Annotated in this window: 26 protein-coding genes, 3 tRNA genes and 1 riboswitch; of the genes, 5 read left to right on the top strand and 24 right to left on the bottom strand. The window is 47.2% G+C overall.

Features of this window, described 5'->3' with window-relative positions:
• Positions 1–63 precede the first annotated feature (63 nt).
• Positions 64–855, top strand: a complete 792-nt coding sequence (locus tag ACTNCK_RS04085; protein WP_441081111.1) for a hypothetical protein — start codon at positions 64–66, stop codon at positions 853–855.
• On the opposite strand, the gene ACTNCK_RS04080 is transcribed toward ACTNCK_RS04085, so the two are convergent.
• The 22 genes from ACTNCK_RS04080 to ACTNCK_RS03975 form a co-directional block, all read right to left on the bottom strand.
• Positions 845–2,500 (bottom strand): sirohydrochlorin cobaltochelatase, encoded by a 1,656-nt coding sequence (locus ACTNCK_RS04080; protein WP_441081110.1) that lies wholly within the window; start codon positions 2,498–2,500, stop codon positions 845–847. The two genes, ACTNCK_RS04085 and ACTNCK_RS04080, sit on opposite strands and share 11 nt — an antisense overlap.
• Before the next feature lie 49 nt (positions 2,501–2,549).
• A riboswitch (cobalamin riboswitch) is annotated at positions 2,550–2,752 on the bottom strand.
• Positions 2,753–2,798: 46 nt separating this feature from the next.
• Positions 2,799–3,752 carry a methionyl-tRNA formyltransferase gene (gene fmt / locus ACTNCK_RS04075; protein WP_441081109.1) on the bottom strand — a complete coding sequence of 318 codons (954 nt, stop codon included), beginning with the start codon at positions 3,750–3,752 and terminating at the stop codon, positions 2,799–2,801.
• Positions 3,749–4,234: a peptide deformylase gene (gene def, locus ACTNCK_RS04070; protein ID WP_441081129.1), complete on the bottom strand. Its 486-nt coding sequence runs from the start codon at positions 4,232–4,234 to the stop codon at positions 3,749–3,751. The genes fmt and def overlap by 4 nt, the downstream gene beginning before the upstream one ends.
• A 15-nt stretch (positions 4,235–4,249) precedes the next feature.
• Entirely contained in the window at positions 4,250–6,247 is a 1,998-nt protein-coding gene (gene priA, locus ACTNCK_RS04065; protein ID WP_441081108.1) for a replication restart helicase PriA, read from the bottom strand.
• Positions 6,247–7,716, bottom strand: coding sequence for a UDP-N-acetylmuramoyl-L-alanyl-D-glutamate--2,6-diaminopimelate ligase (locus ACTNCK_RS04060; protein ID WP_441081107.1), 1,470 nt, complete (start codon positions 7,714–7,716; stop codon positions 6,247–6,249). The genes priA and ACTNCK_RS04060 overlap by 1 nt, the downstream gene beginning before the upstream one ends.
• 78 nt (positions 7,717–7,794) lie before the next feature.
• Positions 7,795–8,457, bottom strand: coding sequence for a Crp/Fnr family transcriptional regulator (locus tag ACTNCK_RS04055; RefSeq protein WP_441081106.1), 663 nt, complete (start codon positions 8,455–8,457; stop codon positions 7,795–7,797).
• Positions 8,458–8,466: 9 nt separating this feature from the next.
• Positions 8,467–8,919, bottom strand: coding sequence for a DnaJ domain-containing protein (locus tag ACTNCK_RS04050; RefSeq protein WP_441081105.1), 453 nt, complete (start codon positions 8,917–8,919; stop codon positions 8,467–8,469).
• The gene (locus tag ACTNCK_RS04045) at positions 8,885–9,778 is read right to left on the bottom strand and encodes a DUF5685 family protein (protein ID WP_441081103.1); all 894 of its coding nucleotides are present in this window, start codon (positions 9,776–9,778) and stop codon (positions 8,885–8,887) included. The genes ACTNCK_RS04050 and ACTNCK_RS04045 overlap by 35 nt, the downstream gene beginning before the upstream one ends.
• A 129-nt stretch (positions 9,779–9,907) precedes the next feature.
• Positions 9,908–10,339, bottom strand: a complete 432-nt coding sequence (locus ACTNCK_RS04040; protein WP_441081102.1) for an aspartate carbamoyltransferase regulatory subunit — start codon at positions 10,337–10,339, stop codon at positions 9,908–9,910.
• A 15-nt stretch (positions 10,340–10,354) separates the two neighbouring features.
• Positions 10,355–11,302 carry an aspartate carbamoyltransferase gene (pyrB, locus tag ACTNCK_RS04035; RefSeq protein ID WP_441081128.1) on the bottom strand — a complete coding sequence of 316 codons (948 nt, stop codon included), beginning with the start codon at positions 11,300–11,302 and terminating at the stop codon, positions 10,355–10,357.
• A 95-nt stretch (positions 11,303–11,397) separates the two neighbouring features.
• Positions 11,398–12,891: a UDP-glucose--hexose-1-phosphate uridylyltransferase gene (galT, locus tag ACTNCK_RS04030; protein ID WP_441081101.1), complete on the bottom strand. Its 1,494-nt coding sequence runs from the start codon at positions 12,889–12,891 to the stop codon at positions 11,398–11,400.
• 63 nt (positions 12,892–12,954) lie between these two features.
• Entirely contained in the window at positions 12,955–14,619 is a 1,665-nt protein-coding gene (gene recN / locus ACTNCK_RS04025; RefSeq protein ID WP_441081100.1) for a DNA repair protein RecN, read from the bottom strand.
• A 21-nt stretch (positions 14,620–14,640) separates the two neighbouring features.
• Positions 14,641–15,090 carry an arginine repressor gene (gene argR / locus ACTNCK_RS04020; RefSeq protein ID WP_441081099.1) on the bottom strand — a complete coding sequence of 150 codons (450 nt, stop codon included), beginning with the start codon at positions 15,088–15,090 and terminating at the stop codon, positions 14,641–14,643.
• Between the two features lie 32 nt (positions 15,091–15,122).
• Positions 15,123–15,968 carry an NAD(+)/NADH kinase gene (locus tag ACTNCK_RS04015; RefSeq protein ID WP_441081097.1) on the bottom strand — a complete coding sequence of 282 codons (846 nt, stop codon included), beginning with the start codon at positions 15,966–15,968 and terminating at the stop codon, positions 15,123–15,125.
• Positions 15,965–16,771: a TlyA family RNA methyltransferase gene (locus ACTNCK_RS04010; RefSeq protein WP_441081096.1), complete on the bottom strand. Its 807-nt coding sequence runs from the start codon at positions 16,769–16,771 to the stop codon at positions 15,965–15,967. Before ACTNCK_RS04010 ends, ACTNCK_RS04015 begins: the two co-directional genes overlap by 4 nt.
• Positions 16,768–18,672 (bottom strand): 1-deoxy-D-xylulose-5-phosphate synthase, encoded by a 1,905-nt coding sequence (gene dxs / locus ACTNCK_RS04005; RefSeq protein ID WP_441081095.1) that lies wholly within the window; start codon positions 18,670–18,672, stop codon positions 16,768–16,770. Before dxs ends, ACTNCK_RS04010 begins: the two co-directional genes overlap by 4 nt.
• Complete coding sequence (locus ACTNCK_RS04000; RefSeq protein WP_441081094.1) at positions 18,672–19,601, bottom strand: polyprenyl synthetase family protein; 930 nt, start codon at positions 19,599–19,601, stop codon at positions 18,672–18,674. The genes dxs and ACTNCK_RS04000 overlap by 1 nt, the downstream gene beginning before the upstream one ends.
• Positions 19,598–19,831 carry an exodeoxyribonuclease VII small subunit gene (gene xseB, locus ACTNCK_RS03995; RefSeq protein WP_441081093.1) on the bottom strand — a complete coding sequence of 78 codons (234 nt, stop codon included), beginning with the start codon at positions 19,829–19,831 and terminating at the stop codon, positions 19,598–19,600. The genes ACTNCK_RS04000 and xseB overlap by 4 nt, the downstream gene beginning before the upstream one ends.
• Positions 19,812–21,197 carry an exodeoxyribonuclease VII large subunit gene (xseA, locus tag ACTNCK_RS03990; RefSeq protein WP_441081092.1) on the bottom strand — a complete coding sequence of 462 codons (1,386 nt, stop codon included), beginning with the start codon at positions 21,195–21,197 and terminating at the stop codon, positions 19,812–19,814. Before xseA ends, xseB begins: the two co-directional genes overlap by 20 nt.
• Complete coding sequence (gene nusB / locus ACTNCK_RS03985) at positions 21,163–21,645, bottom strand: transcription antitermination factor NusB (protein WP_441081091.1); 483 nt, start codon at positions 21,643–21,645, stop codon at positions 21,163–21,165. The genes xseA and nusB overlap by 35 nt, the downstream gene beginning before the upstream one ends.
• Entirely contained in the window at positions 21,642–22,013 is a 372-nt protein-coding gene (locus ACTNCK_RS03980) for an Asp23/Gls24 family envelope stress response protein (protein ID WP_441081090.1), read from the bottom strand. The genes nusB and ACTNCK_RS03980 overlap by 4 nt, the downstream gene beginning before the upstream one ends.
• 73 nt (positions 22,014–22,086) lie before the next feature.
• On the bottom strand, positions 22,087–23,073 hold the full coding sequence (locus ACTNCK_RS03975; protein ID WP_441081089.1) for a guanosine polyphosphate pyrophosphohydrolase: 987 nt from the start codon (positions 23,071–23,073) through the stop codon (positions 22,087–22,089).
• A 176-nt stretch (positions 23,074–23,249) separates the two neighbouring features.
• On the opposite strand from ACTNCK_RS03975, the gene ACTNCK_RS03970 reads away from it, so the two are divergent.
• The 4 genes from ACTNCK_RS03970 to ACTNCK_RS03955 all read left to right on the top strand — a co-directional run bounded on the left by ACTNCK_RS03970 (position 23,250) and on the right by ACTNCK_RS03955 (position 24,674).
• Positions 23,250–23,322, top strand: a tRNA-Phe gene (locus ACTNCK_RS03970).
• 3 nt (positions 23,323–23,325) lie between these two features.
• Positions 23,326–23,396, top strand: a tRNA-Gly gene (locus ACTNCK_RS03965).
• Positions 23,397–23,408: 12 nt separating this feature from the next.
• Positions 23,409–23,480 (top strand) — tRNA-Gly (locus tag ACTNCK_RS03960).
• Positions 23,481–23,555: 75 nt separating this feature from the next.
• Positions 23,556–24,674 carry a hypothetical protein gene (locus ACTNCK_RS03955; RefSeq protein WP_441081088.1) on the top strand — a complete coding sequence of 373 codons (1,119 nt, stop codon included), beginning with the start codon at positions 23,556–23,558 and terminating at the stop codon, positions 24,672–24,674.
• Positions 24,675–24,743: 69 nt separating this feature from the next.
• On the opposite strand, the gene ACTNCK_RS03950 is transcribed toward ACTNCK_RS03955, so the two are convergent.
• Together ACTNCK_RS03950 and ACTNCK_RS03945 are read right to left on the bottom strand one after the other, a co-directional pair.
• Positions 24,744–25,022 carry a heavy-metal-associated domain-containing protein gene (locus ACTNCK_RS03950; protein ID WP_441081087.1) on the bottom strand — a complete coding sequence of 93 codons (279 nt, stop codon included), beginning with the start codon at positions 25,020–25,022 and terminating at the stop codon, positions 24,744–24,746.
• A 3-nt stretch (positions 25,023–25,025) separates the two neighbouring features.
• On the bottom strand, positions 25,026–25,262 hold the full coding sequence (locus tag ACTNCK_RS03945; protein WP_441081085.1) for a FeoB-associated Cys-rich membrane protein: 237 nt from the start codon (positions 25,260–25,262) through the stop codon (positions 25,026–25,028).
• Positions 25,263–25,273 lie beyond the last annotated feature (11 nt).

The raw sequence follows: 25,273 nt of genomic DNA, 5'->3' as shown, positions 1-25,273 counted from the left end.
AAATTTCTTACACAGTTTATTCGAAATATGTTCATATTTCTTTTTTTATGTTAAAATATGGCTATGGCCTACGGAATTTACAAGACAAAGCGCAGGGACGGCTCACCGAGCTACCGTGTCAGCTTCTATCACGAAAAAAAGCACATATCCATAGGAAGCTACAGGTCTCTAAGTGAAGCAGAGGCCTCTCTTGACGAGGCTCTGAGATTCTATGATGACCCCTCTGTCACCATCTGGAATTTCGCCAGCCGTCTCCATCATATTTCCGCAGACAAGGCAGTATCGATCATCAATCACAGGGACAGGGGAGTCTATTTCAAGACCCCTATCTACCTGATGAACGGATATTTCCTGTATTTCCTTCAAGGAATGGGAATATATAAATTTGATAATGACGATCTCTTCTATTATTCCACTCACCGGATCCTTGTGCATGACGGCCATCTCTATGTAAATGATTACGGCAGTCAGTATTCACTTTTCCAGCGATATGGTATCAGAAGCTACGCAGTCGCCGGCACCGACTATGATTTTGCCAACGGCGACCCATATGATCTGCGCTATGAAAATATAATAGTAAAAAACCCCTACACCGGGGTAAGAGCTGTAGAGGGGCTTAGGCTTGCAGGCTTCGAGGCCAGGATCCATATACGCGGATACTATTCCCTTGGGACCTTCAAGACTCCTGAGGAGGCTGCTCTTGCATACAATAAAGCCGTGGACCTGTTATGGTCACACGGCTTCCAGAAAAATTATACAAAAAATTATATAACTGAATTCTCGTCTGAGCAATATCAGACCATGTATAATAAAATAACTCTTCCCGATAATTTCATGCGTTTTCTCAACGGCTGATCTTTACCTGATGAGCATACCACTTTCCGCTCTTCTTTCCGTGGATGGAAACGGTGAACTCCTTTCCGAGCTGCTTTACAGGTATATAAAAGGCATAGACTTTGCTCTTCTTTCCATCAGAGTCCTTTACCGTCACAGTCTTCCTCTTGCAGTATTTTGCTCCTGACTTTTTTGCTCCGGAAACAGAGCCGACATAGAGCTTATCGATCCCGGTCGAAGCAAGTGGAACGAAGGCAGTCATCTTACCGTTCTTAACGGTAAGCTTAGCCTTTTTATAAGCTGTATTCATATAAAACATACTAGGAAGATCCGTAGTGAAATCCACCTTATAGCTGCCATCCTTAAGGCCCCTCTTAGTTGCAAGCACCTGTGAGCTTAATACAGAGATTGATGAGCCTGTAGCTGCATTTACAGAAAATCCCTTTTCTGCTGCAAGGGCTGCATCCAGATGATCCTTATATATGCTCTCTATCTCTGGGATCCTTCCGAGTCCGGCTATCTGTGTGCTTATATTCTTCTTACCAAATGCATTAGCGAACTGACTCTTCCATGAATCCTTATCAGATCCTGCCATATCGTTGTTGGCATGATCTCCGGCTACTACCATAAGAGGACGAAGTACCACCTTACTATAGCCTGCTGCCTTTACCTTATTTATGACTTCCTTGCAGGCTGTATCAGCCGGCTTACCCTCGACTGTACCGATAAAGACATTCTTATATCCAAGCTCCTTCATCTGAGTCTGCATCTGATCATAGGTGATATTTGCCTGATGAGAAGTTCCGTGGCCCATGAATACAAAGGCTGTACCTGCTTTTGCACTCTCGTCAAGTGAAGCAAACCCCGCTGTCCTTACAGCATCAGCTGTAACGGCCTTTGCTACCTTCTCCTTGTCTGCATTTACTGAGGACGAATCGGTCCCGACCTCTCCGAGAAGAGGCTCAGAAAAGATTATATGGTCAAACTTATCAGCATAGGTCTCCACCTCTGCCTTAAGCTCATCATACTCCTTTCCATGCATCAGATGCGTAGGCTGGATCACGAGATTTTTCACTCCATTGGAAACTGCCCTGGAAAGTGCCTTATCTACATTATCGATCTTCTCATTATCCCTTGCATTTATATGATTTATGATTATCTGTGAGGTAAATGCACGGCGAATTGACCATCCCTTGGATGAATATGCGTCTGAAAGAGCTCTTTCTACTCCTCCTATATCCTTCTCGCGGCTGTCATTAAATGAAGTGCCAAATGATACGACAAGTATCTCGTTTTTACCGATATGGTTCCAGTTCAGAGGATTATCACAGGCTGCGTCTCCTGTATCCCTTCCGAAATAGTCATAATCATCTACCAGCTTTTTCTGCGCCTTTGTAAGCTTGTCCCATTCAAGCCTTGCCTTTCTGCAATCAGCATCGGTTGTCTTCGTCTCATTCTGGACATAGATCTTGTCTATAAGAGCCTGAACCCTGTCTGCTGCCTTCCTGTCAGAGGCTGCTTTTTTCTGCTTTGCTGAAAGCTTCGTTTTCTTCCCTGTCTTTACTGTTTTCTTTACCGTCTGACCATATACAGGAGCACCAGCCGTAAAGGCTGTCGTAAAGGTCATTGAAACGGCGGCAAGAAGAGTGAGAATTCTCTTTCTCATTGCTGTGTTTCTCCTTTCGCAAATAAACATACATCGTGTTATAGCTTTGCTTATACAGCAGGCAGGTCTCCTGGCTCAAAGAATTACACAGAAAAAGCCGCCTTCCCGGACCAGTTCCAGTGGCATATGGCCTTTATTCTTATTACAGTGACGGGATCGCGCGGGACTTTCACCCGACTTCCCTTTTCACCGGGGAATCCTGTCAGCAGAATGGGATATCCGCATCAAAGACCTCCGGCACCTGCTGCTTAAGGCGGAGATATTATAACACAGCAGCCTCTCCCGGGCAATATCTATTTCAGCCTAGTATAGTTCCTTCCTCGATCGGATGTCCGTTCAGGAAGGCTGATACTGACATCCTTTTCTTTCCCTCCAGCTGGATCTCATGCAGGGCAAGCGCTCCGTTCTGACAGCGGACAGCAATGCTTCCCTCTCCATCCTGATCCGTATCTATCACTTCTCCTACAGCTGCATTTCCCTTTCCGGAAAGATCCTCCTCAGCTATATATGATGCTCTGTATACCTTAAGGCTTTTGCCAGCGAGATAGGTATAGGTCCCCGGCCATGGATAGAGGCCTCTGACATGTCTTTCAAGCGTAGCAGCCGGAACCGTAAAGTCCAGTTTTCCCATGTCCTTTCTTATCATGCCGACATGGGAGGCCTTTTTCTCATCCTGAGGTCTGGGTATTATTATACCTTGTGCGAGTCCGGCAAGCGTCTCTACAAGCAGATCTGCTCCTATATGGGAGAGCTTGTCAAACAGGCTTCCGCCTGTCTCATCGGGCGCTATGTCAACCCTTGCCTGCAGAAGTATATCCCCGTCATCAAGTCCAGGCCCCATCTGCATAGTAGTGACTCCAGTATATTCATCTCCGTTAAGAATGGCCCATTGTATAGGAGCAGCCCCTCTGTACTTAGGCAGTAGGGAGGCATGGACATTGACACAGCCATACTTTGGATGATCAAGGATTTCCCTTGGAAGGATCTGACCGAATGCAGCCACAACGCATACATCAGCCGGTATCGTTGTGATCATCTCTATAGCCTCGGGATTCCTGATCCTCTCTGGCTGGTAAACAGGGATATTCTGATGAAGTGCCCATTCCTTTACCGGAGAACAGGCTACCTTTTTCCCTCTGCCCTTAGGCTTGTCAGGCTGGGTGACTACCAGCCTCACATTATGTCCTGCCTCTTTTATGGCTTCCAGCACGGGAACTGCGAAATCAGGAGTTCCCATAAAGATCACGTTCATTCGTTTTCTTCCTCTTCAGGTTCATCATCATAGCTGTGGAGACCGTCCTCCACAAGCTCTGTATACATCTTTCCATCGAGATGATCGAGCTCATGGCAGACTGCCCTTGCAAAAAGTCCCTCTGCATCTATCTTGTATTCCTTCATATCCTTGTCAAGAGCCTTTGCCCTTACATGCATAGGACGCGTAACAATGCCGTACTTTCCAGGAACCGAAAGACAGCCCTCCTGTCCTGTCTGTTCTCCATCCTTCTCGATTATTTCTGGATTCACCAGAACGTACGGGCCATCTCCGACATCAATAACCACTATGCGTCTTAGCACTCCGACCTGAGGAGCAGCAAGTCCCACTCCGTTGGCATCGTACATCGTCTCAAGCATATCATCCACAAGCTCCTCAAGTCTCGGAGTCATCTCCTTCACTGGCTTGCAAACCTTCTCAAGCACCGGATCTCCATCTATCCTAATCTCTCTAAGCGCCATCAATATCATCCTTTCCTAAGTAAAATCATACCATATATCAGCGCCCTTTGGCGCCCTATTAAAAAGTACAGCCCGATCAGCTGTCTTTCTGGCCTGACACAGCCGGCTGATCGAGGCATCCTTTAGCAAAAGCTCGTAACGGTACTGATCCTTTATCCTCGTAATTGACGAGGGGGCGGGTCCCGAGATAAAGATCCCCTCATCAGAAGCAAGAATCTCCGCCTTCAGATAATCTCCCATCTGCCTGCACCTGTCCTCATCATATGAGGTTATAAGGACCGAAAGCATATGACCGAACGGAGGATAATCCATCATGGATCTGAAGGCAGCCTCCTTCTCATAGAAGGCCGTGTAGTCTCCTCGTGACGCCGCCTCTATCGCATAGTTGTCCGGCTGATATGTCTGTATGATAGCCTCTCCCGGGTTCTCTCCCCTGCCGCTCCTGCCACACGCCTGAAGCAGCAGATCATAGGTCCTTTCACTGGCCCTGTAGTCTGCAACATTGAGTGATAGGTCAGCAGCCAGGATCCCCATCAGCGTAACGCCTGGGAAATCATGCCCCTTTACTATCATCTGGGTACCTATCAGCACATCAGCCTTCCTGTCCTTAAATGCCTTAAGGATATGGCTGTAGCTGTCCCTGCTTTTTGTTGTATCAGCATCCATCCTGAGTGTCCTGACTCCGGGGAAACTCCTTATGATCTCACTTTCTATCCTTTCGGTGCCAGCCCTCATGGTCCCGATAAGCCTTGAATGACAGGAGGGACATTCCCCCCTGAAAGGGATCCTGTTACCACAGTAATGGCAGTAGAGATATCCGTCTTTATGAAGCGACATCGGGACATCGCAATGAGAGCATTTTATCACTTGACCGCATTCTCTGCAAGATACGGTTCCGGCCACTCCTCTCCTGTTGATAAAGAGCATGGTCTGCTCGTGGCGCGAAAGCCTTTCCTTTATCCCATCAAAAAGAGCCTGACTGAGCATGGATCTGTTGCCGTTTTTCAGCTCCTGTCTCATGTCCACTATACTTACCCTTGGCATGCTGGCAGAATTGGCCCTCTTCTCAAGTGAGAGAAGCTTATAATCGCCCTTTTTTGCATGATAATAGGAAGCGACAGAAGGGCTTGCAGATCCTAAGACTACAGAGGCATTTTCTATCCTTCCTCTTTCCACAGCCACATCGACTCCGTGATATTTAGGAGGATTCTCGCTATTGTAGCTTGTCTCATGCTCCTCATCGACTATGATCAGACCAAGCTTCCCGAACGGAGTAAAAAGAGCGCTTCTCGGCCCTATCATAACAGAAATCTCCCCACGTCTGGCCCGGATGAACTGATCCCTTCTCATCGCCGGCGTCATCCTTGAATTAATGGCTGAGACCTTCTCTCCAAAGCAGCTGTAAAACCTCATGATATTCTGCAAGGTAAGTGCTATCTCAGGTATCAGGACTATGGCCTGCTTTCCCTCTGATATGACCTTTTCTATCATCCTGATATAGCAGATCGTCTTTCCGCTGCCTGTCACTCCCTTAAGAAGATAGACAGGGCTTTTTCCCTTATCCCTGTCAGCCGAAAATGTATCGATCACTCTTTTCTGCTCAGGATTAAGCTCTATCACAGGTCCTTTCTCCGGGAGATCAAGTCCCTCGAAGGGATTCTTAAGCGGCTTTTCCTTCCTGCCCTTTGCCTTTGCAGCCTGAGGGAAAACCGTTGACAGGGCCTGCCCCAGTGTACCACCATATCTTTCGTGCACAAATCCCGCAAGAGCAAAAAGAGCTCCGTCTGAGCCTGGATCAAATGGCTTTGCTGATATGATATCCTTTATTGAAGACTGGTCGATATCGGTCTTATCGTCTACCGATATGACGAAGCCTCTAAGCTTCCTTGAGGCAAATGGCACCCTTACCTCACAGCCCGGAACTACTGCCCCGATAAGCTCATCCGGGATCCTGTAGGTAAAGGGCCGGTCAAGCTTCGTCACTCCGATCTTCAGATAAACCTGTGCATACATCAGCCCTTAAGTTCCTCTAGCACCTCTTTTATCAGGACTCTCTCATCCATAGGATGCTTTACTCCCTTTATCTCCTGATAGTCCTCATGGCCCTTTCCAGCAAGGATTATCACATCGCCCTTCTGCCCGTTTTCTATGGCATATCTGATGGCTTCCTTCCTGTCAGGGATCTCTATATATTTGCCGTCTGTCTTTTTTATACCTGTCTCTATATCCTTTATTATGTCAAGAGGCTTTTCAAAGCGCGGATTGTCTGACGTTATGATCGTGAAATCACTAAGTCTCCCTGAGACCTCCCCCATCTCATATCTCCTGAGCTTTGAACGGTTTCCGCCACAGCCGAATACAGTCACTATCCTTCCCGGATTATATTCACGTATAGTCGAAAGCAGGCTTTCAAGCGCCATTGCATTATGGGCATAGTCTATCATCAGTGCGAAATCATCTGATACATGGATCATTTCGATCCTTCCCTTTACTCTTGCTGCCTTCAAGGCCTTCTGCATTGCAGACGCCTCCACGCCAAAGAAATGGCAGACCGCGATGGCACAAAGGGAATTATAGACCGAAAACCTTCCGGGTACATCTATAGTCACAGGGAAATTTTCCCTGCCGCTAACCCTGTAGTCTACTCCCAGATAGCCTGGCCTGTGGACAAGCCTTATATCCTCCGCCTTAAAATCAGCGTCATTTTCGATAGCATAGGTATTTACCGTGCAGGTATGTCCCTTTAATATTTCCTCAAGCTCCTTATCATCTGCATTGAAGATCCCGTGTCTGCACTGTCTGAAAAGCAGGCTTTTGCAATACAGGTATTCTGCGAAATCCTTATGCTCGGCAGGCCCTATGTGGTCCGGAGATATATTTGTAAAGATACCTATCTCAAAGGTCATCCCGCTTACCCTGTGAAGCTTCAGTGCCTGTGAGCTTACTTCCATTACAGCGATCTCTATTCCCTTATCTACCATCTGGGACAGATACTCCTGTACTATATAGCTCTCAGGTGTAGTGTTAAGGGATGGTATATGCTTATCTCCGATAATGGCCTCAATGGTCCCGATAAGTCCAACCTTCCTGCCGGCATTCTCGAGAATGGACTTTATCATATAGGTGGTCGTGGTCTTACCCTTGGTCCCGGTGATACCGATCACCTTTATCTTGTCTGCCGGATGAGAAAACCAGGCTGCTGAAAGCCTTGCAAGAGCCTCTCTTGAATCATCCGCAAGAATGAGAGAAACTCCCTCAGGCAGATCGACCTCCTTTTCTGCCACCACTGCAACAGCACCGTTTTCGACGGCCTGAGGTATATATGCAGTCCCATCGGCCTTGGCTCCTGGCATGGCTACAAAAAGGCTTCCCGCTACTGACTTTCTTGAATCATATACAAGTGAAGTAATATCTGCCTGAAGAGGTCCCCTGCTTACTGTATAACCTGCGTCCTCTATCAGAGCGCTTAATTTCTTTGTCATAATAGCTTCCTCCAATCCTGTCAATTATACTCTATTTCTCCAAATGAAAAAAGATGAAAAAGAGACTGATCCTCTTTTTCATCTGAGAGTAAATTCATTCTTATGGAAAGAAATAAGTCCGTCCTTCTGCATCCTTGACAGCTCGGCGCTCATAGCGCTCCTCTCGACCGACAGGTAATCAGCGAGCTGCTGTCTGTCAAACGGGATCATGAAATGCCTGCTTCCCTGCATCCTGGCCTCGTCCGATAGATAAGCCAGAAGCTTCTCTCTTGTCGTCCGCTTGCTCATATGACTTATCTTCCTGTTCATATAGCGGTTTCGTCTGGTCGCTATCATATAGAGATTCTGGATCAGCTGATTATGAAATGAGCAGGATTTCTGGCAGGTGGTAAGTATCCTTGTCATATTCATGAACAGGACCTTTGAATCCTTAAGAGCCTTGATATCATTCGGCAGCGGCTCCGAATCATCGGAGGCATAGGCCTCTCCGAATATCTCTCCCGGGCCTATAAGGTTGATCACAGCGTCATTGCCCCAGTAATCGGTATTCAGTACCTCGAGCTGTCCCTCCATCACGATACCGATCTCCCTTATCTCATCGCCTGCCGAAAAAACATAGCTGTTCCTGCTGTATGTCCTGATCCTTCCCTGTATACAGTCCATAAGGGATTCTATCTCGGCATTGCTTATTCTTTTAAAAATACGGGCTTTACTTAGCTCGTTTAATTCCTTTTCATTCATAAAACACTACTAACAGCATGGAAAATAACAGAAGCAACATGGAAGCCAGGTGAGACAGAAATCGGCAGGATCAAAATTATCATATCCGTATCGTTTTGTCTGTCTCTGATACCAGCCGGAATCAAAGCCTCCCCGGCCATTGCGGTCATTATCGTATCCGCCCTGTCCAAAGGAATCATTGTATCTGCCGTAGTCAAAATCCTGATCACCGAAGCCACGATCCGGGCCTTCATTCCACTGCTGGCCGTCGCCGTAGACATAACTGTCGCTCCCATCCTGCCTTCTTCTCATTATTTCGTCATAGGCTCTCTGGATCTGCTCGAACTTAGCAGTTGTATCAGCCTTATTGGGGTTGTCCATATTGGCGTCAGGATGATACTTCCTGGCTAAAAGCCTGTAGGCCTTCTTGATCTGGTCGTCTGTAGCATCATACGGTACGCCTAGCACCTTGTACGGATCCAAAACCTTCCTCCCTCTTTTTTTCTTCAAGCTTCTTTCTGTATCTGTATCTGTGTGCCCTGAATGACGTCCATACACCTGAATAAAGAATATTTCGCAGTATGGGGGCATCCTCTACAATCGGCAGCTTCTCAAAGGATCTGGCGGTCTCAGACATCATCGATGTAAGCGACATCTCAATATAATCGCAGAAGCCCTTGGGATCGCTTTTCTTCTTCTGGATCAGCGGATTATAGTTCCCGGTCTTCTCATCCTTCTCGATATCCAGATAGGCATCGAGCACATAGACGAACTTCCCAAGATAAAATCCCATATTCCTTAAAATATTCTGCCACTCGTCCTCCCTCATGGCAAAGATCTCGGCAAGCATCTGCCCGGTCTTGCCAGCGGCAATATCGATATTCTCCTCATGGCGGATCTCAGCCTGGGTGATCAGCTCGATATTCTTCTCTACTGCCTCACACTGTCTTGGATATCTGGCTCTGATATCATCCATATATCTGCCGAGATAATCCGCAAGCGTTTTCTTCTTCAGATCATGCAGGTCCCTGTAATCATCCAGCAGATTATAGTATCCGAGAAGGATATTCATCGATGCTGCATAATCTGCTATCTGATTCCTTAATATCCTGTGCTTCCTGAAAGGGTGCACGCTGCACTTCTCCATCGATACTGTATTCTCCGGCTCATAAAGGCCAGAATGAAGCAGATATAGAAAGGTGCAGTCATAGCTTAATACAGCAGAACCCCTAAGACCGGCTATTCGCTGTATCTCCTTGCAAAGACCGCAGTAGTATGATCTATACTCTCCCTTTTCCTTGTCAGACATCTGTTGTCTGTCTGCAATCACATATCCGAACATAGTATCACATCCCTGGAGCAGAGTATTACACGTTACAACATAACCATCTTTTCCACTAATATAATACTATTCCCCTGTAATTGCCATTAAACTTTTCTTAAAAACTCCTTGAGTAATATTTCGTATCCTTTACTTGCCGGAATATGCCTCATCGCAGTACTTGCAGCGGTAGATCTCGTGCTCCTGATCTGCAAGCACAAATACCTGGTCAATGCCCTGCTCTATGCTTGTTATGCAGCGCGGATTCTTGCACCTTATCACATTTACTACCTGCTTTGGAAGGGAGAGCTTTTCCTTCTTTATGATACGGTCATCCTTTATCACATCAACCGTTATGTTATGATCTATATAGCCTAGTATGTCGAGGTCTATAGAGCCTAGCGGGCATTCGATCTTTATTATATCCTTATGGCCCATTTTCTGGCTTCTTGCATTCATTATCATGGCTATTGTCGCTTCTCCCAGCTCGTCAAGCTTCAGATAGTCATATATCTTCATGCTCATTCCGGCCTTGATATGATCTAGTACATAGCCCTCATGGATTCCGCTGATATTAAGCATTTTTTCCTCCGATCCTTATCTGTTGTCCGGCTGTGGTATACTCGGGTCCACATGGATCCCGAGCAGGGTAAGTATAAGCGCCATCCTGATAAATACTGCCTTCTTCGCCTGAGTGAAATACATGGCACGCGGATCATCATCTACATCCACAGCTATTTCATTTACCCTTGGAAGAGGATGGAGGACTATCATCGAATCCTTAGCCAGCTTCATCTTCTCCCTGGTAAGTATATATCTGTCCTTTAATCTGACATAATCCTCCTCGTTGAAGAATCTTTCTTTCTGGACCCTTGTCATATAAAGGACGTCAAGAGAAGGCATGGCGTCATCAAGGCTCTCGACCTCCTCGAAGGCAGCCCCGGATCTGACGAGCACGTCCTCTCTGATATAGGACGGGATCCTAAGCTCCTCAGGAGAGATGAGCACGAAGCGGACTCCACTATATCTTACCAGTGCGCTTATAAGTGAATGCACTGTACGTCCGAACTTCAGATCGCCGCAGAGTCCTATTGTAAAATGATCCAGTCTTCCTATAAGTGAATGGATAGTTGAGAGATCGGCAAGCGTCTGTGTAGGGTGATTATGACCGCCGTCACCGGCATTTATCACCGGAATCTCTGACTTCTGGGCGGCAACGAACGGGGCGCCCTCCTTGGGATGTCGCATAGCACAGATATCAGCATATGCCGAAATGACTCTTATAGTATCCGAGACGCTCTCGCCCTTTGCTGCAGATGAAGAATCTGCAGACGCGAAGCCTAAGGTAGCCCCGCCCAGACGCAGCATTGCCGATTCAAACGAAAGTCTTGTCCTGGTGCTTGGCTCATAGAAGCAGGTCGCAAGCCTTTTCCCGGCACAGGCCTTCTCATACTTGGCCGGATCAGCCTCTATATCCGCTGCAAGTCCTATCAGCTCATCTATCTCCTCAACCGAGAAATCGAGCGGGCTCATACAATGACGCATTATTTCCTCCATTCTCCGTAGAAAGGATCAGATCCCTTCATGACAATTTTTCCACGCAAAAGTATACCACATCCATAAAGGATGTGGTACCTGTATCATAATATATTCACAAATCTGAGGAAGGCCTCGTGTCCTTCTTTTGTCAGCTTGAACACTCCGGCATCCTCTAAAACCTCACGGAATACCTGTCCGATCTCCTCCTTCAGGATACCGTCTATATTTTCACGGGTAAAGCCCTGCGGATATTTAGGAGCAAACTCTCTTACCCAGTCGGCATGCTTTTTTAGATCCTCTATAGAGCTTATATCCTTATGGTCTACAAGCGCATCTGCAAGCTCAACGAAGATCTCCTTCTGAAGCCTTGAAGGAAGGACTGCAAGTCCCATCACCTCGATAAGTCCTATATTCTCTTTCTTGATATGATGGAGCTTCTCATGCGGATGAAATACTCCAAGCGGATGCTCCTCTGTGGTGATATTATTCCTAAGCGCAAGATCGAGCTCATATATATCTCCATGCTTCCTGGCTATAGGAGTGATGGTATTATGAGGCTCTCCGTCTGTCTTAGCAAAGATAAAGGCAGACTCGTCCGTATAGCCTCTCCAGCTCTTAAGGATATGGTCAGCCAGATCTATGACACGCTTCCTGTCCCTTCCCTGAAGTCTGATCACTGACAGAGGCCACTTTATGATACCGCTTGTCACATCCTCGTATCCATTCACGGTAAACATATCTGTAAACTCTGCCTTTTCCATCGCAAACGTATAATGTCCTCCCTGGAAATGATCATGGGTGAGGATCGACCCTCCGACTATAGGAAGATCTGCATTTGATCCGAGGAAATAATGAGGAAACTGTGAAATGAAATCAAACAGCTTCTCAAATGCCGCCCTGTCTATCTTCATAGGGGTATGCTGCCCGTTGAAGACAATGCAGTGCTCATTGAAATATACATAGGGTGAATACTGGAAGCCCCACTTGCTGCCGTTTATAGTAAGAGGTATGATCCTGTGGTTCTCTCTGGCGGGATGATCAAGTCTACCGGCATATCCCTCGTTTTCCATACAGAGCTGGCATTTCGGATATGATGCATTCTTATTGTTCCTGGCTGCTGCTATTGCCTTTGGATCCTTTTCAGGCTTTGAGAGATTTATCGTGATATCAAGGTCCCCATAAGGAGTGGAGGTCTTCCACTTCATATCCCTTGCGACACGATAGGTCCTGATATAATTGGTCTTTCTTGAAAAATCATAGAACCAGTCTGTAGCATCCAAAGCTGACCTGCTGTACTTATCCCAGAATATCCTCGTAACCTCCGATGGTCTTGGAATAAGAGTGTTCATAAGGGCAGTATCAAACAGATCCCCCTCTGTAGTGCCCTCGCCTATTATCCCGCGGCTCCTTGCATCATCAAGAAGACCACCAAGTATGGTCTCGAGATCATCATCAAATGTCTCTACCGAATCATCATAGCTGTCAACATGCATTTCCCTTAGCAGGAGGTTCGTGGTATAGATCCTCTCGCACTCAGGCGTAAGTCCGGATGAGATACCATAGTTTACTAGTTCCTTAATATACCTGTCTGGCATTTTATAACCTCACTTTCTATCCCATCCACATTTTAGCCAAAATGACTATGAACCGCAATACATTTATACAGATTTAACCTTTGCCTCTCTTAGCTCCCTCGCGCTCTCCCTTACTGCGTCGGTGATCACGTCTCCCCCTATCATCCTTGACAGCTCGTCTATGATCTCATCCTCTCTTAGCTCCCTGATACTTGATACCGTCGAATCGTCCGATGCCGACTTCTCTATCAGGAAATGCCTGTCTGAAAGAGCTGCTATCTGAGGAAGATGGGTGATCAGGATGACCTGGCGCCCCTTTGAGACCTTATCAAGCTCACGCGCCACCGCCGAGGCTGTACGTCCGCTTATACCTGTATCTATCTCATCAAATATCATAGTGCCTGTATCGTATGAGGATGCAAGTACGGTCTTTATTGCAAGCATTATTCTTGACATTTCTCCTCCTGAGGCCACCTGTGACAGCGGCTTCACCGGCTCGCCAGGATTTGTCGATATAAGGAACTCTGCGTCATTGAATCCTGTCTGTGAGTATCCCTTTCTTTTAAGCGATACCGAAAAGTCAGCCTTTAAGAAGTTAAGATTATTTAACGATTTCTTCACCTGAGAAGACAGGTCATCGGCTCCTTTTTTTCGGATCTCCTCCGCCTTTATGCACAGACTCTCAAGCCTCTCCTTTGTGTCTGCGATCCTTTTTTCAAGGGACTTCATATATGCCTCATGATCCAGAAGCTGCTCTAGTCTTCTGTCGGCGTCCTCCTTTGTCTTCCTGATATCGTCTATGGTCCTGCCGTACTTGGCCTTCAGATCATTTATCAGGTCCAGTCTCTCGCTTACCTGCCTGAATTCCTCCGGCTCGAATGTCAGATCGTCCGCTGCCTTTCTTATATCATGGGAGAATCCATCCAGAATATCATATGCGTCATCAAGAGTCGATGAAAGCGAGGAGAGTGAGCTGTCGCCGTCAGCTATCTCTGATAAGACCCTCTGTGACTGTCCTATAAGTGAAAGCACATCAGCCTGTTCAAAAAGAAGGCCATCTATCTGGGAAAGACCCTTGGCAGTCTTTTCTGCGCCCGACATCCTGCGGTAGCTATCCTCTGTCTCCTGATCCTCTCCGTCCTCTAAGCCTGCCTCTTCTATCTCATTCGAGACATGGGTCAGATATGATATATCCCTCTTTCTCTCGGACTCATCCATGTCTGCTTCCTTTGCCTCCCTGCAGAGAGCAGAATACTCCCTGTATACAGGGGCGAGCTGATCGAGCAGAGGATCAAGCTCATTTTTCACAAATGAATCCAGGATCGCCAGATGCTTTCTTGGATCAGAAAGAGACTGATGCTCTCTCTGCCCGTATATATCTATAAGTTCCCTCCCTGCCTCTGCAAGCCTTGCAGCCGGTACTGTCTCCCCATTTATCCTGGCGACACTCTTTGCCCCCTTTATCCTTCTCGACAGGATAAGCTGACTGTCATAGACCATAAAGCCCTGGTCAGTAAGTCTCTTCTCCTCGGCGGGACTAAGCGTAAACACTGCCTCGACATAGGCATCCCTTTCGTTGTCCCTTACCATACCCCTGTTTATCTTTCCACCAAGAGACAGATTAAGAGCTCCAAGTATTATCGACTTTCCTGCCCCGGTCTCTCCGGTCATTACATTAAGTCCTTCTGTAAACTCAATTTCCTCATGATCTATAAGAGCCAGATTCTCTACCCGTAAATTCTCCAGCATCTGCATACCTCCCTTGACATTTTATCTGTCTATTATCCTGCGGAGCTTATCCATCAGACTAACTGTATCCGAAACACTCCTTACTGCACACATTACCGTATCATCCCCTGCGATACATCCGACTATCTCATTATATTCCATCGAATCAAGGGCAGCTGCGACCGCCATAGCCATTCCGGATATGGTCTTTATCACAAGAATGTTCATAGCATTGTCCATCGACAGAAAGCCCTCTCTTAGCACTTTCCTGTACTTCTCATTCAGATCGCCATCGCTTTCCTTATAGGCAACATAGCGGAGTCTTCCGTTTGTCTCGATCTTTGTGAGCTTCATCTCCCTTATATCCCTCGAAACAGTGGCCTGAGTCACGTCACAGCCGCTTTCTCGAAGCTTTTCCAAAAGCTCCTCCTGTGTCGAGATCTCATACTTTATAATGAGCTCTAGTATTTTTTTCTGTCTGGTATTCTTCATTCTTTCTCCAATTAACCGGCAGGCGGCCTATATCAGTATGGCAGCTTGCTCCTGATCCTGTCAAGGAAATTGATCCTTGAGAGCCTGACAAATTTAACAGTCTTTCCTGATCTTTTTACCTGAACCATGTCTCCGTCCTTAAGCATGATAGAAGTCGTGCCGTCAAAGGCGGCTGCAGCGTTTAGCTCATCCTGATTCCTCCTGGTCACCCTTGCACTGATCATGGCTGTATCATCAAGGACTATGCTTCTCATCCCTACCACATGGGCATTCAGAGGCGTCATCAGGATTAGCGAGGTTTTGGGATCTACTATGGGGCCTCCTGTGGAAAGATTGTAGGCTGTAGATCCAGTCGGTGTGGCAAAGATGATACCATCTCCATTAAACGAGGTCAGCCGCTCTCCGTTTACATCTACAGACAGATGCACGACCTGAAGCCCGTTATGACTGGTGATCACTATATCATTTACAGCCACTATGCTGCCGCTTTTAGGCGAGCCGTCCTCTGAGACGACCCTTCCCTCGAGAAGCATCCTCTCCTCTACATCGTAGTCTCCTTCGATAAGTCTCTTAAGAGCCTCCCTGTAGGAGGTCTGATCCAGATCACAGAGATACCCAAGATGTCCCTTATTGATACCGATAAGCGGGACCTGGGCCTCAACTGTCCTTACAGCAGCCCTTATCATAGTTCCGTCTCCGCCGACAGTGATTATGCATTCACAGCCATCAAAAACCTCTATAGGCCTGCTGGCGTCCTCCTTTCTTAAGACTGCGCTCTGCCCCTTTGCGCCATTATCATTTAGAAAGGTGATTATCTCTCTGATGAATGACTCCATCCTGGGACTGTCTTCTTTAGTGAGTATCAGAAAGTTCTTCATTTCTTATCAAGCTCCTTATGAGCCTCTCTTACCACGTCATCTATCATTTCCCGGGTATCATTCTCCCTGTCATCGCTTTTAGCAATATACATCAGATATTCTATATTGCCGTTCGGGCCCTTAATCGGAGAGTAGGTCAGCCCCCGTACAGAAAAGCCGGTCTTTTTAGTAAAATAAAAAACATTCTCTATCACCTGTCTGTGTACGGCCGGATCCCTCACCACTCCGCGCTTCCCTACATTCTCCCTGCCTGCCTCGAACTGGGGCTTTATAAGGCAGACCATTCCGGCCCCGTCCCTTAGCATTGGATATACAGCAGGAAGCACCTTTGAAAGAGAAATAAAGGATACATCACATGAGGCAAAATCAAGAAGCTCTCCTATATCAGACGGCTTCATATATCTGACATTGGTCCTTTCCATCACGACAACCCTCTCGTCCTGTCTCAGCGAATAAGCGAACTGTCCGTAGCCCACATCAACAGAATAGACCTTAGAAGCGCCGTTACGCAGCATGCAGTCGGTAAAGCCCCCTGTCGAGGCTCCTATGTCCATGCAGACTGCTCCAGTAAGATCTATAGGAAAGGTCTTTATGGCCTTTTCAAGCTTAAGCCCTCCGCGGCTTACATAGATAAGCTTCCTGCCATGGATCTCGATCCTCGCATCCTCTGGAAAGGTAGTCCCGGCCTTATCCTCCTTCTGTTCGTCTACATAGACCTTGCCCTCCATTATGTATGCCTTGGCACGTTCTCTTGACGGAGCAAGTCCTCTCTCGACTAAAAGGACATCCAGTCTTTTCTTCATCTAGAGCCTCCACGTATCTTCTGATCCTCTATCCGCTTGATGATGGCGGCTGCAACAGAGCTGGCATCAAGCCCAGTCTCACGTTTCAGTTCCTCACAACTGCCATGAGGAACGAACTCATCGGGAATGGAGATATTTAGGAAGTCGCCTCTGTAGCCTGACTGGGCAAGCACTGACAGGACCTTTTCTCCAAAGCCGCCGGATCTGACATTCTCCTCCATAGAAACGATCAGATCATATCCGTCACATTCACGGGTAAGAAAATCCTTATCAAGCGGCGCTGCAAATCTGGCGTTTACCACGCTGACAGGAATTCCGGCATCATTTAGAATGGCCTCTGCCTCTATAGCGGTCCCTACCATGCTTCCGATCGCAAACAGCAATACCCGGTCGCTGCTCTTTTTCTTTATGATCTCTGCCCTTGCATACTCTATCGGCTCACCATCTCCGAACAGACTCTCTTCTGAGAGGTCAGCCGCCTCACCTCTCGGATATCTGATCGCTACAGGAGAATTCATCTCCCTGATGGCAAATGTAAGCATCCTCTTAAGCTCCCTGCCATCCTTGGGAGCCATTACTGTAACTCCGGGGACCATAGTCAGATATGACAAGTCGAAAATGCCCTGATGGGTTATCCCGTCGCGTCCTACTATACCTGCCCTGTCTACAGCAAACACGCAGTGGTAGCCGCCTATCGCCACATCATGTATCAGCTGGTCAAAGCCCCTCTGAAGGAATGAGGAATATACCGCAAAAACAGGCAGCATTCCGCCTGCTGCAAGTCCTGCAGTAAAGGTGGTCCCATAGCCCTCAGCTATCCCTACATCGAAATATCTGTCCGGGAAATCCCTTCTGAACCTGCGAAGTCCTGTCCCGATCCCCATTGCAGCTGTAACAGCGACTATTCTTTTATCCCTCTCTGCCTCGCCTACAAGTGTTCTTGAGAATATATCCGTATAGTCAGGCTTCTCCTTTTTCTGGAGCGGCTTTCCCGTTGCCAGATCAAAGGGACCTATACCATGGAAAAGAGAGGGATTCTTCTCTGCGGGCAGATATCCCTTCCCCTTTCTCGTGACAGCATGAACTATCACCGGCCCCTCGACAGTCAGTGCCTGCCTTATGAGACGGATCATGGATCCTATGTCATGACCGTCGACCGGGCCTAAGTACATTATACCCATGTTCTCAAAGATCATGCCGGGGATAAGTAGCTGCTTGATCCCGTTCTTGGTCCTTCTTATCCTTTTTATGGCCTGCTCGCCGCCAGGTATCTTTCTTAAGCTCTCCTCTATATCATTCTTTAGTCCCTTGTAGCCTGATGAGGTTCTAAGGGAGCTTAGATGTGTGCTCATGCCTCCGACATTTTCAGAGATAGACATATGGTTGTCATTCAGGATAATGGTCAGATTGCTTTTTAGGCGGGAGACGTTATTCAATGCCTCATATGCGAGTCCTCCCGTAAGGGCTCCGTCTCCTATCACGGCTACGACATTCTCCCTGCCTCCCTTCAGCTGTCTTGCCTGAGCAAGCCCTGAGGCGACTGCTATAGAGGTCGAGCTGTGTCCTGAAATAAAGGGATCGCAGCTGCTTTCATCCGGATTCATAAATCCGGATATACCGCCATACTGCCTTAAGGAGGCAAATTGGTCCCGTCGTCCTGTAAGTATCTTGTGGGTATAGCTCTGATGTCCTACATCCCAGATCAGCTTGTCAGATGGGAAATCAAGCACCCTGTGAAGAGCGATCGTAAGCTCAACGTCTCCTAGATTGCTCGCTACATGTCCCCCGGTAACAGACAGGGTCTTTAAAAGAAAGGTCCTTATCTCCTTGGCAAGAACAGGAAGCTCATCGGGAGAAAGCTTTTTGATATCGTTTGGTTCGTTTATCTTCTCTAATAGCATCAGTGATTTCTTTCTGTAAGAGCGTCAAACAGATCCAGTACAAAGATCCTTTCTTCCTCATCCTTTACATTTTCGAGATTTGAAATATGAGTCTTTGCCTCCTCGGTATAGTCCCTTATGAAGGCCTCGCTTTCCTCTATTCCATGGATCGATACAAAGGTACTCTTGCCGTTCCTTTTATCCTGACCGGTCTCCTTGCCTATGATACTTTCATCTCCCTCTATATCCAGGATATCATCTCTTATCTGGAAGGCGAATCCTATGTCCTTTCCTGCACTGGCGATAAGGGAAATATCCTTTCCAACGCCGGATCCTCCAAGCACTGCTCCTGCCAGCATAGAAGCCTCAAGCAGGGCTGAGGTCTTGTTCCGGTATATATAATGAATCTCTTCTCCTGTCACATCCCGTCCCAGCTTGTCCGTCTCGACATCAAGACTCTGCCCTCCGGCCATCCCATCGACTCCGGCATATTTACTGATAAAGCTTGTCGCATATACCTCTCCAAAGCACTCGTCGAGCAGGGGTCCGTCTTCAGCGAAAAGAGTCCTCTTTGTCTCGTCAGACATTATTGTAAAGGCCTCATTCAAAAGAGCATCTCCTGCAAGTATAGCCATTGCCTCTCCGAATCTGGCATGTGTAGTAGGCTTTCCACGGCGGAGCATATCATTATCCATTGCCGGCAGATCATCATGCACCAGAGAATAGGTATGGATCATCTCTATCGCAGCCATGAAGGGATGGAGTCTCTTCTCATCCGCTCCGTACATACGGCCGAAGGACTGCAGCAGTACAGGGCGCAGTCTCTTTCCGCCTGCCCTTATGCTGTAGTTCATCGCTTCTATCAGAGTCCTGTCATATCCCTTTTCCTCACGGAGAAAACCCTCTATGATCTGATCCGCTTCTTTTCTTCTGTCATCAAATGTCTTCATTGCTCATCACCCAAAAAATCCGATACCGTTCCATCTGCCTCGAGCTTTTCTACTCTCTGCCTGACGCTGGCTATAGCCTGATTGCATTCCTTTATCCTTCTGATACCCTCCTCATAGAGGCTGAAGGAATCCTCAAGGCTTACCGTGGGATCAGACATCTGAGCAGCTATCCTGTCGAGCTCCTCCAGGTTTTCCTCTATTGTGACACTTTTATTCTTCTTTGCCGGCAATGTCCTTCTCCTTTATCTTATCAACTCTGGACTCGATCATACCATCTGAAAGAGTGAGTCTTATCTGGTCATCCCTTTTCACCTGACTGACACTTGTGATCCTTCCCTTATCCCCCTCTACATAGGCATATCCATCTGAAAGCTTCTTTAGCGGAGAGGAATACTCTATTTTCTGTGCTGCAAGGCGCAGGGTGTTTGTCCGGTTTTCAAGCTTTTTCCCCATAGCCTGAGGAAGCGAGGCCGCTGCAAGGGACAGAGCGCCTGTGACTGAGCCAAGCTTTAGATCAAGGGCATTCTTAAGGAAAGGGCCGTATCCGGACATAACAGTCTCCCTGTCCTTAAGCTTGTCAGAAATACTGTATTCGATCGTCTTCCTAAGCCGTATAAGCTCCTTTTCCATTCTGGCAAGAAAAAGATCTGGTGCGCCCTTATCCACCTGCTCCTTTACTCTTCTCAGATGGAGCTCTGCCTCCATGATCCTGTGGTTGATCCTGCCCTTAAGCTCATCTCTCCGACGGTCAAGATCCTCACAGAAGCTTCTATAATCAAAGATCTGCATTGCTGCAGCCGTAGGAGTAGCCACACGAAGATCGGCAACGTAGTCGGATATCGACATATCCGGCTCATGTCCTACCGCAGAGATCACAGGTGTCTCGCAGTCATAAATAGCCTGAGCTACCTCTATTGATGAAAAGGCCATCAGGTCCTCGGGGCTTCCTCCTCCTCTTCCGCAGATGATCACATCCATTCCGAGCCTGTCTATTATATAAAGGGCCTCTGCGATAGACCGAGCTGCCTCATCTCCCTGTACAAGTGCAGGTACCAGATATATCTCCACATGAGGATTCCTTAGCTGAATATTCCTGATTATATCATGGACAGCCTCACCTGTCGGAGAGGTAACTATACCTACCCGGGTGATATATGCCGGTATAGGCTTCTTATGGTCTGCCTCGAAATATCCCCTGGCTCTAAGCTCATTAAACAGAGCCCTCTTTGCCTCCTCAAGCTTACCGGCTCCGGCATTTTCTATCCTTGTGGCAATCAGCTGGTACTGACTCCTCGCCCCATAGACGGCAATCCTTCCTGTGACCCGGATATTGTCACCGTTTTTCATTTCATAGGTAAGACCGCCTCTTTCCACCGTGCTCTTCCACATTGCACAGGAAAGCTTGGCCTTCTGATAATCAGGAGCCGGATCGTCAGGGTCTATAAGTGTGAAGTATATATGTGAAAAACGGGAATATCCCTTCGGTCCGAGAGAGACATTCCCTTCAACTACTATCTGAGGAGCAAACGCAGGGTCATCCTCAATAAGTCCTGATATATAATTATTCAGCTTTGCTACTGTCCAGACCCGGTTCACTCTCTGCGACTCTCCTTAAAACTCCGTTCACGAAGCCTCCCGACTTCTCTGTGCCGTACTTCTTCGCAAGCTCTACCGCTTCGTTGATCGATACCTTGACCGGTATCCTGTCGTCGAACCTTATCTCATATACTGCAAGACGGAGCACCGTCAGATCCACCTTTGAAAGCCTGCTGGTCTTCCAGCCCTCCATGCAGCTGTTCAAGATATCATCTATCTGATCTATATGCTCCCTTATGGCCATAACCTTATCATTTATCAGCTTAAGATCAGATGGCTTTATCCCGTTCCCAAGCTCCGGCTCTATATAGGGTCTTGCATCCGAATCCCAGTCCAGCCTCTCAAGCTCATCGGATGATTTCAAAACATCATCAAACTGATCATCCGGATAGAACTGGGCCATGAAGAGCCTCTTGAAGCTTTCCTCTCGTCTCCTGCTCTGGTTCATACCCTTGCACCCGCGTCAGCGACCTCTATCGACGCAATCCTCACATCTACCTCTCTGACACTTATTCCTGTCATGGTCTCGACATTTGTCTTTACCTTGTCCTGGATCTCGCGGCAGACATTCGGCACCTCATATCCATATCTGAGTACTATAGCCAGTCTGACTGTGACTGAGCCGTCCTCCTCCCTGATTATATGGATACCCTTTGAAAGCTTATTCGCTCCGGCCTTGGTGATATTACTCCTTGTGAGCCCGTTTCCGATATAAGCCAGTCCCTCAACGTCGCTTGCTGCAAGTCCTGCGATAGTTGCCATGACCTCATCGGTCACGGTAACTCCCTTCTCTACCGTGAATGTATTCTCTGCCATAAATATGACCTCCTTGCGATTACATAGTTATACTGATTATATCAGAAACATAAGCCTCTTGCCAATACTATTTTCAGCTGATCCTGTCGTTCTGAAATCTGGAAAGATGCTCATAAGGCAGGATCAGACGTCCTCTGAACAGTCCGCAGCTATCATTGATAAGGATATTGCTTGCTGCAGTAAACATATTGACATCGACCTTTGTCAGATCGAGCTTCCTTATCGAATCAAGCCTCTCATATGCCTCATCATATTCTCTCTTCATCCCCTGAGGTATGACTCTCCTGTTCTCCCTCAGATGCTGTCCCTCCTCGTACGAGAAATGATCTGCCTGACCTATCTCCGCATAGTCGTCCATCCTTTTGGTACGTAGCTGTATCTCAAAGACACTTCCAGACAGCTTGTCAAGGAAGGAAATATGCAGCGACTGATATCCCTTTGTACTCCTGTACTCGACATAATCCTTATAGTATTCCCTGGCCTGATCCGAGATCGTCGAAGAAGGATGCGCTCTGGCAAAGCGGTTTTTCTGAGGCACGAAATCCTGAGTCTTTAAGAAAACCGGCAGCTCCTCCGCTATCTGATAGAGAATCCTGATACTCTCCTCTTCCTCATCCTCTCCCGGCTTCAGATGACATCTGGGGATAGATATGATTATCCTGTAGGCTATCAGATCCCTGACCGAGACTGCACTGGCGGCCGCCTCGCTATCCTCTGTAAGCCTGCCATCCCTCTGATAAGCATCTCCGTAGCAGGTCAGAAGCTTTCTGTTGAATTTTTCCTCTGCCCTTATCAGTGACTTTATCCTTCCCTTGAAGGAAAATGCAAGATAGGGGTACCTGCCCACCATATACATATAGAATTCCCTGATCCTTTGTGACTGGGATGTAAGGAAATCATTATGTATCAGAAGGCTCTCAAGATCCGCAAGATATCTGCCGTGGGCGCGATCGACCTCACTGCCTGTCCTGCCCGCCTCTGCCAGCAGATCCGAGGCATAGGCATCTATGATCTTCAAGACCGTATCCCCCTTATACAGATAGTCATTCAGCTTAATCATCTGTTTTCTCCCTGAATCTGTAACAGCGGCCCGCCGCCGTTAGTTATTTTCTGTTCGTCATATCTGCATATTTATGCAGTAAATGTATTGTAGCATTTTTCGAAAAAATTGTAAATTTATACTTGACTTAATTGGGCAAATACCGTAAAATCTATTTGTTCGTTTGAAACGGACATGCCCAGTTAGCTCAGTTGGTAGAGCAGAGGACTGAAAATCCTCGTGTCTCTGGTTCGATTCCGGAACTGGGCATATGCAGGTGTAGTTCAATGGTAGAACACCAGCCTTCCAAGCTGGATACGTGAGTTCGATTCTCATCACCTGCTTTTTTATTTTACGCAGGCGTCGTATAACGGCTATTATATCAGCTTCCCAAGCTGAGGACGCGGGTCCGACTCCCGTCGCTTGCTTATTACTTATCGCAATCGCCGTCCCTTTTGTCTGTGGGGCGGCTATATTTTTTATTATCATGGAGGGATAACTAAATGAAAGCAAAAAAGAAAATCATCTGTTGCATTCTGGGTATGGTCCTGGCTCTATCGGTCATCCGCTCAGGAGCCCTGGATGCGAATGCATCGACCTGGCATGAGAAGCGGCTTAAGGGTCTTACCCGATCTGTTTATTATACCAATGTCAACTTCCTTCTGAACATACTAAAGAATGGCAAGGGCAGTAGTATTAGCACAGCATGCAGCTATGATATCCCTTCCTCACAGCAAGTAACGGGCTCCGCTTCATCAATAAAAAAGCGTGCAGACGCCTGCGGCAAAAGAGTCATTAAATACATCAGACAGAACCATCCCGAGCTTCTGTCCTGGAGCAATCTTGCAGCCGCGCCTACATATGACTACACATATGTAGGGAGCAGATATACCCTGAGAAGGATAACGATCTACTGGGTAGTAAGCCCTACTTATATGTACGGCAACAATTCCTATGCAATAAACGGCAGCTCACTTACTGCTATCCGGCAAGCCCTCGCTAACGCTGACTCTGTCCTGAATTACTATGCCCACCTGCCTGACGCGCAAAAGATAAAGGCCTATGCCGACTGGATCTCAGAAAACGTCGTCTATGATCATGCGGCCTATAACGACAGAAGCTCATATCTGCGTGACTACAGGCCCTACGATATGATAAGCGTATTTGATAATGATCCGAATACAAACGTTGTCTGCCAGGGATATACCAGAGCCTTCCAGTATCTCATGGATCATTCGGTCTTTTCAGACAAGACGATAAGGTCAAAGATAGTTTCGAGCAGCGACCATACCTGGAATCTTGTGACGATAAAAAAGAAGAACTACTTTGTAGATGTGACCTGGTATGACAAGACCGGAGGATCAGATGGAAGCGGCAAAAATGTAGACGAGTTCCTGCTCGGTTCACAAAAGACCCTTGACCAGTTGAAATCCGGAACATTCAGACAGATCGTAGATGGTATCCCATGGAAATATCCGGCCTCAAATGAGCACTCATACTCAAAGGCCACAAGGGAATTCTTTACTTCCAATGAGCTTACCGTATCAAAAGAGCCCTATGATATATACTCCGACCATTCAAAGGGAAGCGGATATTATTACAACTGGAAGCAATACAGGTGATTCAGGCAAAAACCGAGGGAGACTTTTAACAGTAAATATAACCAGCCCGGCTGATGCCGGGCTGGTTTTTCAGCGGTTTTTAAATCTGGCGAAAAAGCCCTTTTTGGGTGCAGGGTCCTGTTCCTCTGCATCCAAAAGTCTGTATCCTGTGCTGTCAAGAGCTGACCTAAGATCGTGCTTTAAGATCTGAAAGGGCATATCCTCTTCAAGTATAAAAGACACATGACCTGATGAATGATCCGCCTTAAGCTTCTTAGCTCCGGGAAATCTGCTTCTTATGGCATCCTTCACATGAGCCTCACACATTGCGCACATCATGCCATCTATTGTAAGAACAATCTTTTTCATGGATCAGCCTCTGGAAGCGGCCTTCTGCTTTGCCTTAAGGTTACGGACCGCCTCCTTTATTTCCTTTCTTTCAGTTCGTGACAGATGTCCGGTATTCACATATCCGCATCTGCCCCTGCATACCTCGTCTCCGCAGGCATATCCGCAGGTTCTTCTCCCGTTTCTTTTATCGCGGATCACGGAAGAAAGCGCAAGAACCATTGCAGCTCCAAGTATTATAAGAACTATTATATCCGCCATAGCTATAGCCT

The sequence above is a fragment of the Candidatus Weimeria sp. HCP3S3_B5 genome (assembly GCF_052064335.1).
Taxonomy (GTDB): domain Bacteria; phylum Bacillota; class Clostridia; order Lachnospirales; family Lachnospiraceae; genus Weimeria.
Note: the sequence above shows the minus strand (reverse complement) of the source record. Positions and strands in the feature narration are given on the sequence as shown.